At 73.1% G+C, this 15,527-nt stretch carries 11 protein-coding genes; 5 read left to right on the top strand and 6 right to left on the bottom strand.

Annotated elements, in window-relative coordinates:
* The 3 genes from D7W82_RS31960 to D7W82_RS31950 all read right to left on the bottom strand — a co-directional run.
* The coding region (locus D7W82_RS31960) for a spermidine synthase (RefSeq protein ID WP_233588055.1) at positions 1-643 on the bottom strand (643 nt) is incomplete at its 3' end.
* 120 nt (positions 644-763) lie between these two features.
* Positions 764-1,420, bottom strand: coding sequence for a hypothetical protein (locus D7W82_RS31955; RefSeq protein WP_120621937.1), 657 nt, complete (start codon positions 1,418-1,420; stop codon positions 764-766).
* Positions 1,421-1,430: 10 nt separating this feature from the next.
* On the bottom strand, positions 1,431-2,948 hold the full coding sequence (locus tag D7W82_RS31950) for a M91 family zinc metallopeptidase (protein WP_120621935.1): 1,518 nt from the start codon (positions 2,946-2,948) through the stop codon (positions 1,431-1,433).
* A 278-nt stretch (positions 2,949-3,226) separates the two neighbouring features.
* Between D7W82_RS31950 and D7W82_RS31945 the strand changes: the two genes are divergently transcribed.
* From D7W82_RS31945 to D7W82_RS31925, 5 genes are all read left to right on the top strand, one after another.
* Positions 3,227-3,772 (top strand): peptidase M23, encoded by a 546-nt coding sequence (locus tag D7W82_RS31945; RefSeq protein ID WP_120589735.1) that lies wholly within the window; start codon positions 3,227-3,229, stop codon positions 3,770-3,772.
* Positions 3,773-3,868: 96 nt separating this feature from the next.
* On the top strand, positions 3,869-5,035 hold the full coding sequence (locus tag D7W82_RS31940) for a HEAT repeat domain-containing protein (protein ID WP_120621934.1): 1,167 nt from the start codon (positions 3,869-3,871) through the stop codon (positions 5,033-5,035).
* Complete coding sequence (locus D7W82_RS31935) at positions 5,035-6,015, top strand: HEAT repeat domain-containing protein (protein WP_120621933.1); 981 nt, start codon at positions 5,035-5,037, stop codon at positions 6,013-6,015. Before D7W82_RS31940 ends, D7W82_RS31935 begins: the two co-directional genes overlap by 1 nt.
* Before the next feature lie 103 nt (positions 6,016-6,118).
* On the top strand, positions 6,119-6,916 hold the full coding sequence (locus tag D7W82_RS31930) for a ZIP family metal transporter (RefSeq protein ID WP_120621932.1): 798 nt from the start codon (positions 6,119-6,121) through the stop codon (positions 6,914-6,916).
* An 87-nt stretch (positions 6,917-7,003) separates the two neighbouring features.
* Positions 7,004-8,419, top strand: coding sequence for a sigma 54-interacting transcriptional regulator (locus D7W82_RS31925; protein WP_233588054.1), 1,416 nt, complete (start codon positions 7,004-7,006; stop codon positions 8,417-8,419).
* 8 nt (positions 8,420-8,427) lie between these two features.
* Here the strand turns inward: D7W82_RS31925 and D7W82_RS31920 are convergent, their stop codons facing one another.
* The 3 genes from D7W82_RS31920 to D7W82_RS31910 form a co-directional block, all read right to left on the bottom strand.
* Entirely contained in the window at positions 8,428-9,843 is a 1,416-nt protein-coding gene (locus D7W82_RS31920; protein WP_120621931.1) for a serine/threonine-protein kinase, read from the bottom strand.
* A gap of 3 nt (positions 9,844-9,846) precedes the next feature.
* On the bottom strand, positions 9,847-11,412 hold the full coding sequence (locus D7W82_RS31915) for a hypothetical protein (protein ID WP_120621930.1): 1,566 nt from the start codon (positions 11,410-11,412) through the stop codon (positions 9,847-9,849).
* Positions 11,413-11,531: 119 nt separating this feature from the next.
* The gene (locus D7W82_RS31910) at positions 11,532-15,446 is read right to left on the bottom strand and encodes a serine/threonine-protein kinase (protein WP_120621929.1); all 3,915 of its coding nucleotides are present in this window, start codon (positions 15,444-15,446) and stop codon (positions 11,532-11,534) included.
* Positions 15,447-15,527 lie beyond the last annotated feature (81 nt).

Genomic DNA, 15,527 nt, shown 5'->3' with positions numbered 1-15,527 from the left:
GCGGCCGGTAGCGCTGCTCCACCAGGGTGCTCAACCGGAACGGCAGCTTGCGCTCCCGCTCCACCCGGCGGGCCCGCTCCACCAGCGCCTCGCGCGTCAGCCGCAGCGGGCCTTCCAGCCCCACCAGGATGCGGTTGGTCGTCGTGGGCACCTCGAAGACGGACACGCCGTGGAAGCTCACCTGGTAGGTGCGCAACATCGCGTCGTAGTGCGGGTTCGCCGCGGACTCCCAGACGTTGCTCGTCACCGCCCCGCCCCGCGTCAGCCGAGAGCGCACCGCGCCCAGGAACTCGCGCGTGGCCAGGTGCCCGGGGATCTGATCCGCCCCGTACGCGTCCAGGAAGATGAGATCGTAGGGCGGCCCGTCCGCTTCGATGAAGGCCCGCCCGTCCCCCACGTGCGCGCGCAGGAGCGCGTCCTCCTGGAAGCCGCAGTACTCCTTCGCGGCGTCCACCACCGCCGCGTCCACCTCCACCACGTCGATGTACGTGTCCGGCAGCACCGCGCGCAGGAACATGGGGATGGCGCCGCCCCCCAACCCGATGGCGAGGATGTTCTCCGGCCGGGGCACGAACGCCAGCGCCACCATCGACATGCGGGTGTACGGCAGCTCCAGCCGCAGCGGTTCACCGGGCCACACCACGCTCTGGCGCGCGCCCCCGTCGCCGAAGCGCAGCGAGCGGCGTCCTTCCGCGTCCTCGGTGACGATGACGGGCCCGGAGCCGTCATCGCGCTCGTCCTCCGCCGCCAGGGCCCGGGCTCCCTACTTCGCGTCCGTCACCGGCAGGGGTCCGCTGTCCAACACCCGCTGCGCCGTCACCGCCGGCCCGTAATGGGGCGTCTGGATGGGCGTGCCCTGCGCGTCCTTCCCCTGGCTCAGCGGCACCGCGTCCGCGTCCGGCAGGTAGCCCACGCGCAGGGACACCTCGCGCACGGTGGACAGCTCGCGCGTCTCCTCCGGGCCCGTGGGGTACGGCAGCGCGGTATGCAGGGGCAGCGGCACCACCGCGCGGCGGTTCGCCGTGGCGCCCGGCTCCACGCGGCTGACCGCGGGCACCTCCGGCGCCTCCACCGCCAGGTCTTCCGGCACCGGCAGCAACATCCGCGACAGCACGACCTTGCCGCCGGACAGGTCCACGTAGGCCCGCTCGGGTGCCAGCGTGAGGTGGCCGCTGAAGCCCACGTCCCACAGGCCGTCCAGCAGCAGCACGGCCTTCTGCGTCCGGTTGTGCACCGCGTAGGTGACGGCGAGCGTGTCCGCCTCGCGCGCCACCGACTCCACCTTCAGCTCCACGTCCGCCTGGGCCACGCGCTGTCCTCCTGGATCCGCTGCTGGGGGCGCGGGCCGCTCCGGCGCCCGCGCGCAGCCCACGAATATCGCCAGCGCCATGATGGCACCAGCGCGGCGGAAGGTCCTCATCCCCCGCATCCTAGTAGCGCGGGCGGGTCGGCAGGTTCAGGTCGTCGCGCAGGACGTTCTCTCCGGGACGGCCGCCCTGCACCACGTCCGGCGTGGACGGGTCCTGGTCCAGGTCGATGGGCAGGCCCACCGCGGAGGTCTCCAGGTTGCGCGTGCCGTTCTTGGAGCCCAGCGCCAGCGTGCCGTTGTTCATGTCCGACGCGTGCACCAGCTCGTGGAACAGGCCCACCACCGGCGGGCGGTTCATCCACTCCTCGCTGCCCAGCGAGATGCGCGTGGTGTTGTAGTTCACCTGCGCGTCCGTGCCCTTGCCCGGCGTGCCGTCCGCGTTCATGAAGCCGTCGTTGAAGTTCGTGCCGCCCGCGCTGTTCCCGCTGGACGTCTCGCGGATGACCGTCTTCTTGCCGCTGGCGTCCAGCGTGCCCAGCAGGTCCTGTCCCGAAGGCAGCGAGCGCATCGCGTCCAGGTCCGACTGCACGCGCGCCTGGAACTCCGCGCTGCCCGTCACGGAGACGGAGGAGCCGCGCTGGTCCGCGTCCGTCATGTCGACGATTTCACGCTCGCCCTCGGCCGCGTCGCAGGTGGCCTCGTTCTCCTCGACGTAGAGCTTGTCCGTGCCCGTGCCGCCCCGGACGGTGTCCTTGCCCGCGCCGCCCGCCACCGCGTCGTTGCCCGCGCCGCCGCTCAGCGTGTCATCGCCGCGCCCGCCAATGACCTGATCATCGCCCTCGCCGCCGAAGGCCCGGTCGTTGCCCGCGCCCGCGTCGATGTAGTCCCGGCCCTTGCCGCCCGACAGGGTGTCATTGCCGTCCAGGCCGTACATCACGTCCCGGCCCTCGCCGCCCATGATGCGGTCGTCACCCGCGCCGCCCTCCAGGTAGTCGTCGCCGTCCAGGCCCTTCAGCGCGTCGTTGCCCTCGCCGCCAATGACGGTGTCGTTGCCCGCGCCGCCGATGAGCGTGTCGTTGCCCGCGCCGCCCGTGAGCTTGTCGTCGCCCTCACCGCCATCCAGGGTGATGTCCTGCGTGACGCTCTTGTCCACGGTGATGGAGTCGTTGCCGGCGCCGCCGTTGATGATGACGCCCTTGGCCTGCTCGGCGGTGAGGTTCACCGTGTCGCTGCCGGACGTGATGGTGAGCCCGCCGTTCTTGTTCTGCGTCACCTTCGCGGTGTTGTTGCCCGCGCCCAGGTCCACCACCGTGCGCCCGTCCGCGTTCGTGCTCACCTGCGGCGCGAGCGCCTTCGCCACGCCCTTGCCAATCTTGTCGAGGGCCGAACCCAGGCCCGACGCGAGACCACCCAGGAAGCCGCCGCCGTCCTTGTCCTTCTTCACCGCCGTCTCGGTGGTGCGCACCTCCGTCAGCGGGGGACGCGAACCCGCGCGGGGACCCGAGTCGAAGCCGTCCGACATCCGCTGCGTGACGGCCGCCTTCACCGCGTTGGGCTTCCCGGACGTGGCGGGCGTCTTCGCCGGCTGGGTGCTGACAGGGGACGTCGTGCGCGAGCCGGGCTTGCCAATCGTGGTCATGTCGCTTCTCCCAGGTGACGGAGACACCTGGCCTGAGGGTCCCGGCGGTGGGGCGCCAGGGTCGGCAGAACGCCGACATTCCAGATTGTCGTGAACGTTTGCCGCCAGTTGCGTCGCACCCCGGGAAACGACACGGCGCGGCACGGAAGCCCCTGGAATCGTTGTGTTTCTCAATTCCCAATCCCCGAGACGGTTTCCAGCTTTTCATGTATTACAGCTTCACCGCCTCCCCCCCATTCATCGGGGAACGGAGGACGGATGACGGGAGGGAGCACCGCATGAAGCTGAAGACGTTGCTGTCCGCCGGGGTGGCGCTGGCCGCCGCGGCGTGGGCCGGACCGGGAGTGGCGGCCACGGCGAACGGCCCCATCTGCGACACGGCGGCCTACGTGAACTCGACCACCTATTACGGCTGCACCGGGAGCAGCCACACGGCGCTGGACATCGGTAACGGCACCTGTGGCGAGTGGAACCACCGGGGCATGCTGGTGGGCAACTACTACTATTACTACTACGGCGGCTGCGCGGGGGCCTGCTACGGCTCCACCTGCAACGGGGGCGCGGGCAACTACTACGTGGTGTCCGGCGGGAGCGGCTGGGACTTCCGCCAGCTGCACTTCTACGCCAACGTCAGCTCCGGCACGAAGACGTGCGACCGCTGCGCGCTGGGGCTCGTGGGCGGTACGGGCAACGCCACCGGCCCGCACGTGCACGCGGACAACCGGCAGTACGGCACGCGCAAGTCGGCCTGGTACACCAGCGTCGGCACCACGTGCGGCACCAACGCCTACTGCAACAACCGGCTGGGCGTTCCCACGCTGTAGCCCGTGTGGCTCCGGGCGGGGGCCGCGTGTGCCCCGCCCGGCTGTTTCCGGCGCGCGCGCGCCCTCCCTTCCCTCACCGTGTGAGCCCCCTTCGACATGACCTCCCGTCCCCTCTTCAAGGTCGCGCTCGCCGGCCTCGTCCTCCTCGTCGCCCTGGGCGTCGTGTGGTGGCGGGGCTCGGCCGGGAGCGCTGACGCTGGTCCTCCGCTAACTGCCGCGGCGAATCCTTCCATGCCCACGGCCGCCTCCGGCAACGCCGCCGCCGTGGAGCCTCCGCCCGCCGCGCGCACCGGACCGCGCGAGGAGATTCCGATGCCCGGGTGCTGGGACGGACTGGCCGCGCTGGACAGGTCCGCGACGATGGAGTCGCTGCATGCCGCCGTGGCCGCCGCCATCCAGGCGCGCGACACCGCGCTGGTGGCCTACCTCCAGGAGCGCCTGACGGAGCTCGTGGGCAACGACCCGGACCGCGCGATGCAACTGCTGGCGTGGGCGGTGAACGCCGCGCCACCGGAGCCGTCCATCTACCTGGAGGCCCTCAAGGCCGCGCCCGCCGTGCGCCATCCGCGCGTCACGGAGAAGCTGATGGCGGTGGCCGAGAACAAGTCGCTGTTCACGCAGGACCGCGCCGCCGTCCTGGACGCGCTGGAGACGCAGCACCGCTTCACTCCGGAGATGCGCGGCCGGATCAAGGCCATCGCGCTGGATGACTCGGCGGACTCCGCCGCGTGGGTGGCCACGCGCACGCTGGGCCGGGTGATGAAGGAGGACTACGAGCGCACCGGCACGTATGCGCCGTACTGGAAGGACCTGCTGGACATCGGCACCACGTCGGAGGACACGGCGGTGCGGCTGCTCGCGCTGGAGATGCCGTCGTACTCCGACCCGCTGCTCGACCCGGACTCCATCGACGCGCTGGCGAAGGTGATGCGCACCGACAAGGAGCGCGACGTGCGCGAGATGGCCGCCTTCCGGCTCGCCGTCACCGAGGACCCTCAGAAGGCGCTCGCCGCGTACCGCGCCGCCTTCGACGGTGAGCAGGACCTGTGCGTGCGCTGGGCCTTCCTGCGCTTCGCGGTGCGCGCGGCCGGCGCGGACGCCCTGCCCCTGGTGGAGGAGTTCGCGCGCAAGGACCCGCGCCTGCGGCAGGACTATCTGGACTTCAAGGCGCTGTACGCCACCGGCACGACGGACTTCGCGCGCATCTGGCTGGGGAAGAAGGAACACCACGACTGCGTGGTCGAGGAAGGAGCGCCGCACTGATGGGCTCGCGAATGACGAAGACCCGGGTGCTCTGGCTGGCGCTGCTGCCCGGCCTGGCCCTGGCGCAGGGTGCTCCCGTCGCCGTCCCCACCAAGGCGGCCTGCACGGTGGAGGGCATGCTGGACGAGGTGCGCGTGGCCATGCAGACGGGCTCGCCCGCGTACCGCAAGTACGCGCGGCTGCGCCTGAAGGAGGCCGCCATCGCCATGCCGCCGGAGGCCCTGGGCCGGGCGGTGAGCGAGGAGCGCGACCCCGCCGTGCTGGAGGCCGTGGGCGCGGCGCTGGCCACCAAGGCGAGCAATGCTCAAAAGCCGGAGCTGCTCCAGCCGCTGCTCTCCCGCGCGAGCCAGGACGCGGACCCCGGCCTGCGCGCCGCGGCCGTGCGCGCGCTCCAGGGCTCGCCGTCCGTGGAGTTCATGGCGAAGAACGGCGACGTCGTCACCTACGAGCAGCTCGTGCGCGACAGCGCGCCGGAGGTGCGCCAGGCGGTGGTGGAGAACCTGGTGACGGAGAGCGCCGGCATCTACTTCGGCCACAACCCGGAGCTGGCGGAGGCGGCGGTGAAGGTCGCCACCGCCACGGATGACCCGGCGCTGGCCAGACGCCTGCTGGGCGAGGTCTCCATGGAGGCCGCGAGCCCGGAGGTGGTGCGCAAGCTCACCCAGCAACTGCGCTCGGAGGACGCGGGCCTGCGCGCGGCGGCGGCGAAGGCGCTGGGCGGCGTGCCGGGCTCCGAGTCCGCGGGCGCGCGCCGCTCGCTCACATCTCTGTACCGGAGCGACAGCGACCTCGCGGTGCGCAAGTCCGCGCTGGAGGGGCTCGCGCGGCTGGGCCAGTCCGGCGCCCGGCCGCTCCTGGAGTCCCTGCGCGGCGTGGACAAGCGGTTGGATCCGGAGATCGACGCGTGGCAGTCCGCGCTCCAGAAGAACCTCCAGGAGTGGCACCTCATCCTGCGGGAGAAGCAGCGCTTGTCGCCCTGAGTGCGTCCGCTGGGGAACGGCTGTTCCATGGCGGGCACCCTCCGCGCCCGGCCCCGCCGAAAAGGTGGCCGGGCGGCGGGGAGTGCGACAGGTTGAGGGGGCCATGTCCGACAGCGGTTTCGGCTCGTCCACCCTCGCGCTGGCGCTCGTTGGCAGCGCCGTCACCGTCCTCTCCACCAGCCTGGGCGCCGTGCCCGCCCTGGCCATGGGCGGCATCTCCCAGCGCACCAAGGACGTGCTGATGGGCTTCAGCGCGGGCGTGATGCTCGCGGCCACGGCCTTCTCGCTCGTCGTCCCCGCCATCCACCTGGCGGAGGAGCGCTCCACGTCGCGCTTCGTCCCCGCGCTGGTGGTGGGCGGCAGCATGCTGGTGGGGGGCCTGTTCCTGCACCTGTGCAACCGCTTCATCCCGCACGAGCACTTCATCAAGGGCCAGGAGGGCAACGCGCAGGCGGCGAACCTGAAGCGCATCTGGCTGTTCGTGCTGGCCATCGCGCTGCACAACTTCCCGGAGGGCCTGGCGGTGGGCACCGGCGTGGGCAGCCGCTCCATGACCATCGCCGCGCCCATCCTCGTGGGCATCGGGCTGCAGGACATCCCGGAGGGCTTCGTCGTCGCGCTGGCGCTGATGGGCGTGGCGTACAGCCGCAAGCAGGCGGTGCTGGTGGCGCTCTACACGGGGCTGGTGGAGGGCGTGGCCGCGCTGGTGGGCTTCTTCGCCACGTCGTTCGCGGCAGGCGTGCTGCCGTGGGCGCTCGCGTTCGCGGGCGGCTCCATGCTGTACGTCGTCAGCGACGAGATGATCCCCGAGAGCCACCGCCAGGAGTACGCGAAGGAGGCCACGGCCGGGCTGATGGTGGGCTTCGTGCTGATGATGTTCCTGGACGTGACGCTGAGCTGACGCTTTGCGTGCGCGCACCGCGTCTGTGTCCTGGCGGACACCTGCCTGCTCCGCCCCGTGTGGCCCGGACGTGGTAGTTTGAAGTGCATGTCTGTGTCGGATCGAACCCGTGTCGACGGGGCCCCCGGGGAGTCGAAGGACAAGGGCGCCCGCCCGGACGAAGAGGCCCAGGAGGCCGCGCTCCACGTGACGCTGCCGTATGAGCAGGCCCGCCGTCCGGGGGACCTGCCCACGGTGCGCCGCTTCCGCCTGTCCGTGGTGGAGGGCCCGGGCGTGGGCGCGGTGTGGGAGTCCACGGCGGACACCTGCTCGGTGGGCTCGCATCCGCTCAACGACTTCGCGGTGGAGGACTCCACCGTGTCGCGCTTCCACTGCGAGGTGCGAATCGGGCCCAAGGGCCCGCAGGTGAAGGACCTGGACAGCCTCAACGGCGTCATCGTGGACGGCGTGCAGGTGGTGGAGGGCATCCTGCGCAGCGGCAGCCTGCTGCGGCTGGGCCGCGTGGTGCTGCGGTTCGACTTCAGCGCGGAGAGCAACCGGCTGCCCCTGTCGGAGCTGACGCGCTTCGGCACGCTGGTGGGCACGTCCGTGGCCATGCGCGGCTGCTTCGCGATGATGGAGCGGGCCTCCGCGCGCGACGTCACGGTGTTGTTGGAGGGAGAGACGGGCACGGGCAAGAGCCAGGCGGCGCTCGCCATCCACCAGGCCAGCCGGCGCAAGGACGCGGCGTTCCTGGTGGTGGACTGCGGCGCCATCCCCCCGCACATCCTGGAGAGCGAGCTGTTCGGCCACGAGAAGGGCTCCTTCACCGGCGCGGTGAGCCGGCGCGCGGGCGTCTTCGAGGAGGCCGACGGCGGCACCGTCTTCCTGGACGAGATTGGCGAGCTGCCCCCGGAGCTGCAGCCCAAGCTCCTGCGCGTGCTGGAGAACCGGGAGATCCGCCGGGTGGGCAGCAACACGTACCAGCCGGTGGACGTGCGGCTCATCGCGGCCACGCACCGCGACCTGCGCGCGGAGGTGAACGCGGGCCGCTTCCGCTCCGACCTGTTCTTCCGGCTCGCGGTGCTGAGAATCGCCATGCCGTCTTTGCGCCAGCGGCCGGAGGACCTGCCCATGCTGGTGTCGGGCATCCTGGCGTCGCTGGGCGCGGACCCGGAGCGCACGGGCGCGCTGCGCACCCAGGAGTTCCTGTCCCGCCTGAGGCACGCGGCGTGGCCGGGCAACGTGCGCGAGCTGCGCAACCACCTGGAGCGCTGCCTGGTGTTCGAGGACGCGCTGCCCCTGGCGGAGGAGGACTCGCGGCCGGAGGGCAGCCCGCTGGAGCTGGACCTGTCGCGGCCGTACGCGGAGCAGCGCCGGCGCGTGGTGGACGACTTCGAGCGGCGGTACCTGCGGGCGCTCCTGGAGAAGCACCAGGGCAAGGTGGCCCAGGCCGCCGTCACCGCCGGCATGGACCGCGTGCACTTCTACCGGCTCTTGCGCAGGCACGGCATCAAGCCGTAGGCGCCGCTTCAGCGCCGGGAGGAGAGCCGCCAGCGCTCGGGGGCCTCCGGCACGGGACTGGCGATGAAGTCCGCCTCCAGTCCCCGCAGCGCCGGGCCGGTGACGATGGGCGTGGCGGCTTCTCCGTCCTCCCTCACCCAGCCGGGCAGGTGGAGCAGGCCCCCTTCCCCACCGCCCGCCTCCCACGCGGACGCCGTGGCCTCCGTCCAGCCGTGAGCCTCTTCCCGCGACGTCAGCCGGTCCACGTGCACGATGACGTGCAGGCTCGCGGCGGAGGCGTCCGTCCCCGTCAGCGCGAGCCCCACGTCCAGCACCCGCGCCCGCAGCTCGCGCTCACGGCGCACGTCGTCCGGGAGGCTGGCCACGGCGAGCAGGCACGCGCCGCCCATCACCCGCACCTCCAGCCCGGCCTCGCGCGCCAGGGTGCTCGCGCGCTCCAGGCTCGCGTCCAGGTCCTCCATGGCGCCAGCGTCCGGCGCTCCCGTCAGCCGGGCCTCCACGTACAGCCCCACCGCGCGCGGCACCTCCACCGGCGCCGCGCCTCCCAGCACCGCGCCCCGCAGGTCCTCCAGGAGCGCGTCCACGTCCGGGTGGCGCTCCTCACGCCCCTTGCGCAGACAGCGCAGCACCACTGCGTCCAGCGCGGCGGACACCGGCGCGTGCTCTCCGGGACGCGGCGGCGGCGCGTGCAGGTGCTGCTGCTCCACCTCGTGGCGCGTGGTGCCCTGGAAGGGCGGCATGCCCGTGAGCAGTTGGAAGAGCAGCACGCCCGCGGCGTACAGGTCCGTGCGCGCGTCCGGCACCTCGCCGCGGATCTGCTCCGGCGCCATGGACAGCGGCGTGCCCAGCACCACGCCGGTGTGCGTGAGCGACGAGCTCCCCGGCGCGCCCGGCACCAGCCCCTTCGCCACGCCGAAGTCCACCAGCTTCACGGCGGGGCCGCCTCTCCCCGGCGCGAGCCGCACCACGTTCTGCACCTTCAGGTCGCGGTGCACCACGCCCGCCGCGTGCGCGACGCGAAGCGCCGCGCCCACCTGCTCCATCACCTCCAGCACCTCGCGCGGGGACAGCGGCCCTCGCGTGGCCAGCTCCGCCGCCAGGTCCTGCCCCTCCAGCCACTCCATGGCGATGAAGGGCCGGCCGTCCGACAGCTCGCCGTACCCCAGCACCGTGACGATGTGCGGGTGGCGAAGCCGCTGCAACGTGGCCGCTTCACGCCGGAAGCGCCGCAGCGCCACCGCCGCCGCGGCCACCTGCGGGTGCAGCACCTTCAGCGCCGCGGGCACGCCGGACCGCGCGTGCCTCGCCCGGTACAGCGCGGACACGGGGCCGTGGACCTGGACGTGGTCCACGACCCACTCGCCCACGAGCGCGCCGGGCCGCAGCTCCTCGCCGTAGAGGGCCTCCTCGCCACTGCCCGCCATGGGCTAGTACTTGCCCCGGGAGCTCTCCTGGGGCGGCGGGGGCTCCGTCCAGCGCTTGCACAGGTCGCGGTGCTGTTCATCCACCAGGTCGCACGCGCCGTTGAGGAAGACGGTGACGGGCTCCTCCCAGAGCTGGTTGGACGTGTCCCTGCAGGCCTCGAAGTCGCCGTCGCCCGTCAGCAGCGGGCCGTCCTGCGTCTTGCACTGGGAGGGGACGTTCGGGGTGGTGCTCCAGCACGGGCCCGTCACGGTGGCCGCGCAGTCCTCCTGCGTGCCCGGCAGCGCGCACACGCGGTAGGTCGCGTACGCCCGGCCGTACACCCAGCCCGGGTCGTAGCAGGAGTAGAGGTCCTTGAAGACGGGCTTCGACTGGCGACCCTTCGGACGGTTGATGGTGTAGCGGTCCTTCGACCCCGCCACCAACGTCACCGTCACGTTGATGTCGTCGCGCAGCGCGTCCCTGCCGAAGAGGTTGCCGTAGAAGGCGCCCTCGCGGACCCGGTACACGGCGCGCTCGGAGAGCGGCGCCTGCACCCCGGCCGAGGCGCCCACGGTCGCCGTGCCCTCCGCGTCGCTGTCCCAGGGCGCGGTCATCACCGTGAAGTACCCACCCGACGCGGGGCAGGTGAAGGTCACGGAGGGGTCCGTGTCCGTGGAGGACGAGGGGTCCGTGGACTCCGGCGAGCACCCCTGGCTGGACGCCACGTGCCGCGCGTCCGCCTTGTCGCAGCCGGCGATGCCATTGCACACCCGCAGCACCATGCGCGCTTCGGAGCTGGAGCCCAGCGGCGTCCCGGACGGGCAGACCGCCGGGCCGCCCGCGCCCACGGAGAGGGTCTGGCCCGCCGGGCACCACCCCACCGAGTGCATCTTCCAGCCGCAGTCGCGCTCCGCGCCCACCGTCTGTTCGGAGCAGGGCACGGCGCTGTTCACCGACGCGGACGTGGACGGCACGTGGTCCAGCGGCACCGTCCACGCGTCCAGCGAGAACGGCTCCGCCATGGAGAGGGCGGGCTCGTGGATTTCGCCGCGCATGGACAGCTCCACGCGGTGGCCCAGGCCGTTGTTGCGCGACAGGAGGCACGCCGTCACACGCCGGAGGCACGCGTCGCCCGGCGCCTGCGTGCGCCACCACGGGCAGAGGCCCGCGGAGCCGGCCCATTCACTGCGCTGGGCGCCGACAGGCAGGAAGGGGTTGAGGTATTCGAGCGTCTCGCCCTCGCCCAACGCGCAGCTCACCAGGTACGCCATGAAGCGCTGCGCGTACGGGTCGCGGAGCTGGTGGTTGACGAGCGCGCTGCCCCCGCCGGGGATCATCACGTCCGGGTCGAAGAGGGACTCCAGCGAGTTCGTGGACAGGGCCGCGTTGGCGTCGTGGTTCGCGGCGATGGCGTTGAGCACCAGCTCCCGCGTCGTGAGCGAGTTGGCGATGCGGATGTCCGCCTGGCTCGTGCCGAGCGCGACGTCGGAATCGGTGCTGGGGGTGGTGTCTTCCGGGAGCGCGGGCTCGCAGCCGGTCAGGGCCAGCAACAGGAAACACCAGGGGATTCGGAGGACGGAGGAGGCCATCGCGTGAACACTCCTTGGGCAGGAATTGGAAATGGGAGGGGAAGGAAACCCCAGGCGTGGGCTTCTTGTCTCCCTGTAGCGTGAAAGGTTACGCGCGCGGCGCCGTGTAGCGATTCCCGTTACAGCGCTGGGGGTGCGAGCGCGGCACGCAATGCGTGGAAACGCGTAGACCACAGGGGGGCTTCGGCCACGGCGGGTCCGGCGCGTTCGAGCCACTCGCGGGCTTCCTCCATCGCGCCCGTGCGGCGCGCGATGACGGTGGCCTGCAGGAGGATCTCCGCCTTCTCATCCGGTGAGGCCAGCGCGTCCGCTTCGGTGTGGAGCGCGGCCCAGTCCGTCGCGTGGAAGGCGCCGGTGGTCTGCTGATGGACCTGGAGCTCCACGAGCCGCCGCATGATGGCGGTGGGCGGCAGGGACTCCGGCGGACAGCGCTCCGAAATCCAGGCGAGCTGGCGGGCCGCCGCTGCCTCGTCTCCCGAGGCGGCCTGGATGCGGGCGAGGAGCAGCGCGTCCACGGGCACGGGGTGTTCGCGGAAGAAGCGCACGCCCAACTCATGCGCGCGCTGCGCGAGGGGGAGCGCTTCGTCCAGGCGGCCCTGCATGTAGAGGACCTCCGCCAGGTTGAAGGTGGACCAGCGCTCCATCTGCGCGTGGGCCAGCTCCCGGCCCAGGGCCATGGCGCGGCGCAGGTCCGCTTCCATGCGGGACACGTCGCCCTGGCGGAGCCACAGGAGGACGCGGTTGCTCAGCACGGCGGCCGTGTGCAGTCCGTCGCCCGCGGCCTCGCAGCGCGCCAGGGCTTCGTCGAAGCGCTCGGCGGCCTCTGGCGCGCGGTCCAGGAAGGTGAGCGCGGCGCCCAGCAGGGCCAGCGACACGACCAGCGTCTCGTGGTCCCGGGCGCGCTCGGCGCCTTCGGCGGTAGAGGTAAGCACGCGGGCCGCGGCGGCCCACTCGCCCTGACGCACGTGCAGGCGGCCCCGGGCCAGGCCACAGCGGAGGGACAGGCGCGGCGCGTCCAGGGGCTCGATGGCGTCGAGCGCTTCGCGCGTGCAGGCGGCGGATCCGTCCGAGTCCTCCATCCAGTCGCGCGCGGTGGCTTCCTCCAGGAGCAGGTCCACTTCGAGCGCGGCGTCGCCCCGGGTGCGGGCCAGGGCGCGCGCGGCGGACAGGTCCGCGAGGCTCTCGCGGAAGCGCTGGAGGCGGTGGCGCACCTTGCCCCGTCCCGCGAGCGCCTGGGCCCTGCGCGCGTCGTCGGACTCCGGGAGGAGCGCGAGCGCGCGCGTGTAGTGCTGCTCCGCATCCACGGACAGGTGACCGGAGCGGGCCTCCTCCGCCAGCGCCAGGTAGTCGCGCGAGGCCTCCAGGTGGGCGCCGCAGACGGCCGCGTGGTGGGCCCGGCGGCGGCGCTCGGCCACGTCGTCGCCCACGCTGGCCTTGAGCGCGGCGGCGTGCAGCGCGCGGCGGGGCGCGGGAGGCAGCAGGGCCTCCAGGGCCTCGCGCAGGAGCGGGTGGCGGAAGGCGAAGCGGCCCGGGCTGATGGGACGCAGGAGGCCCGCGCGGGCCAGCCGTTGCAGGCCCGCGCCCGCATCCAGCGCGGCGGCGCGCGACAGCTCCGGCCCCGTGGCCAGATGGCGCAGGGCCGCGTCCACGCGTGCGACGTCCACCTCCGTGCCGAGCACCGCGCACAGCCGCGCGAGCACCCGGTGGGCTTCCGGAAGGCCCGCGAGCACGCGAGGGGCCAGCCGTTCAAAGAGCGGCGTGACGGAGACGTCCAGCAGCGCGTCCGGCGCGACGTACCATCCGCCCCCCGGCGCCGAACGCAGGGCCCCGGCGGCGCGGAGCGCGCGAGCCAGCTCGACGAGGGACAGGGGCACGCCCTGCGCCAGCTGCTCCAGGCGCGCGAGCACGGGTTCGGGGATGTGCTCCGCCGGGCGCAGCAGGTGGACGAGCACCGCGCGGCTGGCCTCCGGTGGCAGGGGCGGCAGCGTGAGGCGTGAGACGTGGGCGCTGCGCTCGCCCAGGTGGGGACGCAGGCCCAGCAGCGAAGGACGTCCGGCGACGCAGATCCACAGCGGCGCCCGCGGTCCAGCGAGCGTGGCGCGCTCGAGCACATCCAGGCTCAGGGGATCCGCGAGGTGGGCATCGTCCAGCAGCAGCACGAGCGGGGCTTCACGGGCCTGGGCGAGGAGTGCCTCGGCCAGGATGCGGGGCTCCGCGGAAGGACGGCCCACGACGGCGCGCAGGGAGTCCAGCAAGGCGTTGGACAGCGACGCATCCGGCGGCGGCGCGCGCAGACGGACGACCCGGGCATGGCCCGCGGACTCCAGCTGGAACGCGAGCGCCTTGAGCAGCCGTGACTTGCCATGCCCCACTTCGCCGGTGAGCACGCCCAGGCCCGGAGCCGAGGACGACAGGCTCCGCGCCGCGTCCGCGACCAATGCGTCCAGGAGCGCGTCGCGGCCCACGAAGGGAGGAGGCTCGCCATCCGCGCGGGCTCCGTCCTCGTCGTGGAGGCGCAGACGGAAGACCGCCCCGTTCTCGCGCCCGGCGCCAACGATTTCGGGGGACGCCGCGCGCGGCGCTCCTTCGTTCCCCGGCCAGGCCGTGGACCCGAGGCCGTCGGGCGGCTGCCGCTCCTGCGCGCCAGACTCACGAATCCCGGGCGAGGCTTCACTGTCGTCCGGCTTCGTGACGGGCTCGATCCACCCCGGCTCCAGCCGCGCGACCGCCTCTGGCGTCACCCGCACTTCGCCCTGCGCGAGCGCCCTCCCCCACCACGTCTCCGGCCGCTCCAGCGCGGCCCCCGCGATGCGCGGCAACGTGGTGCCGGGATGCACGTACAGCACCGCGACGTGCAGGACCGCCGAGGCCTCCCCGGACTCCACCCACCGCCGTGCCGCGAGCGCGCCCGCGCGCACGTTCGCCTCCGCGGACAACGACTCGCAGAAGACGAGCAGGTAGCCCCCCGCCGCGACCCGCGCCAGCACTCCGCCGAACGGCTCCAGCGTGGCCGCCAGTCCTTCCACCGACGCGGCCGTGCGCAGGCCCAGCACCGCCACCGGCCGCGCGCCCGCGAACGTCGTCAGCGCCTGCGACGGCCGCGCATCCCTCGTCCCGACGACACCGGGCAGTGACGGCCCTTCCGCGCACGCGGCCTCGAACGCGGCCAGCAGCGCCTCCGCGCTCGCGTACCGTTCCGCGGGCTCCTTGGCCAGACACCGCGCCACCACCGCGTCCAGCGCCACCGGAACCCGTGCCCGCTCCGACACGCGCGGCGGACGCTGGCTCACGTGGCCTTCGCGCACCTCGTCCGGAGTGCCGTGGAACGGCGGCGTGCCCGTGAGCAGTTCGAACAGCAGGACGCCCAACGCGTAGAGGTCCGCCGCCGGGCCCGCCTCGCGCGCGTCCAGGCACTGCTCCGGCGCCATGTAGACCGTCGTGCCCGCGCGGTTCCCCGCCTCCTCCGCCGGCCCCGCGTCCCTCCACCTCGCGAGCCCGAAGTCCAACAGGCTCAGCGCGCCACCTTCGCGCAGGAAGATGTTCTCCGGCTTGAGGTCCCGGTGCGCGACCCCCACCGCATGCACGCGCGCCACCGCCGGACACAGCCCCGTCAGCAGCTCGCGCACCCGCGCCACGGACGCCGCGCCGGTCCCTGGCAGCGCCGCCATCCACGCCGCGAGCGTCTGCCCTCGCAACAACTCCTGCACCAGGAAGGGCCGCCCCCCCACGCGCCCCTCCTCCAGCACGGCAGGGACCGTGGGAGGCCCGACGCGCCGGAGCGCCTCCGCCTCATGGGCGAAGCGCGCATGGTGCGGCCCCAGCCCCACCTTGAGCGCCACCTCGCGGCCATCCGACTCGCGCACCGCGGTGAAGACGTGGGCGAAGCCCCCCACCCCCAACAGGGCGGCACCGGACAGGCCGGGGACGTCAGGAATCGCCAGCGGCTCCAGGGGGAAACCGGACCCGGAGGCGACACCATTCACGGGACACGCCGCGCCGGGAGCGAGGCGGCGGTGGCAGACCGGACAGCGCATGCGGATGCCCGAAGGCTACCAGAGCGCCTGCGCCAGGACGATGCCCACTCCCACCAGCCCCTCGCCCGCGATGAGCCCGGC

It is taken from the genome of Corallococcus sp. CA049B, from assembly GCF_003611685.1.
GTDB classification, from domain to species: domain Bacteria; phylum Myxococcota; class Myxococcia; order Myxococcales; family Myxococcaceae; genus Corallococcus; species Corallococcus coralloides.
Note: the sequence above shows the minus strand (reverse complement) of the source record. Positions and strands in the feature narration are given on the sequence as shown.

Coding starts and splice junctions, on each gene's coding strand:
- D7W82_RS31915 (WP_120621930.1), bottom strand. CDS start 11,412: ATGGCCTCCTCCGTCCTCCGAATCCCCTGGTGTTTCCTGTTGCTGGCC.
- D7W82_RS31955 (WP_120621937.1), bottom strand. CDS start 1,420: ATGAGGACCTTCCGCCGCGCTGGTGCCATCATGGCGCTGGCGATATTC.
- D7W82_RS31920 (WP_120621931.1), bottom strand. CDS start 9,843: ATGGCGGGCAGTGGCGAGGAGGCCCTCTACGGCGAGGAGCTGCGGCCC.
- D7W82_RS31910 (WP_120621929.1), bottom strand. CDS start 15,446: ATGCGCTGTCCGGTCTGCCACCGCCGCCTCGCTCCCGGCGCGGCGTGT.
- D7W82_RS31935 (WP_120621933.1), top strand. CDS start 5,035: ATGGGCTCGCGAATGACGAAGACCCGGGTGCTCTGGCTGGCGCTGCTG.
- D7W82_RS31945 (WP_120589735.1), top strand. CDS start 3,227: ATGAAGCTGAAGACGTTGCTGTCCGCCGGGGTGGCGCTGGCCGCCGCG.
- D7W82_RS31940 (WP_120621934.1), top strand. CDS start 3,869: ATGACCTCCCGTCCCCTCTTCAAGGTCGCGCTCGCCGGCCTCGTCCTC.
- D7W82_RS31925 (WP_233588054.1), top strand. CDS start 7,004: ATGTCTGTGTCGGATCGAACCCGTGTCGACGGGGCCCCCGGGGAGTCG.
- D7W82_RS31930 (WP_120621932.1), top strand. CDS start 6,119: ATGTCCGACAGCGGTTTCGGCTCGTCCACCCTCGCGCTGGCGCTCGTT.
- D7W82_RS31950 (WP_120621935.1), bottom strand. CDS start 2,948: ATGACCACGATTGGCAAGCCCGGCTCGCGCACGACGTCCCCTGTCAGC.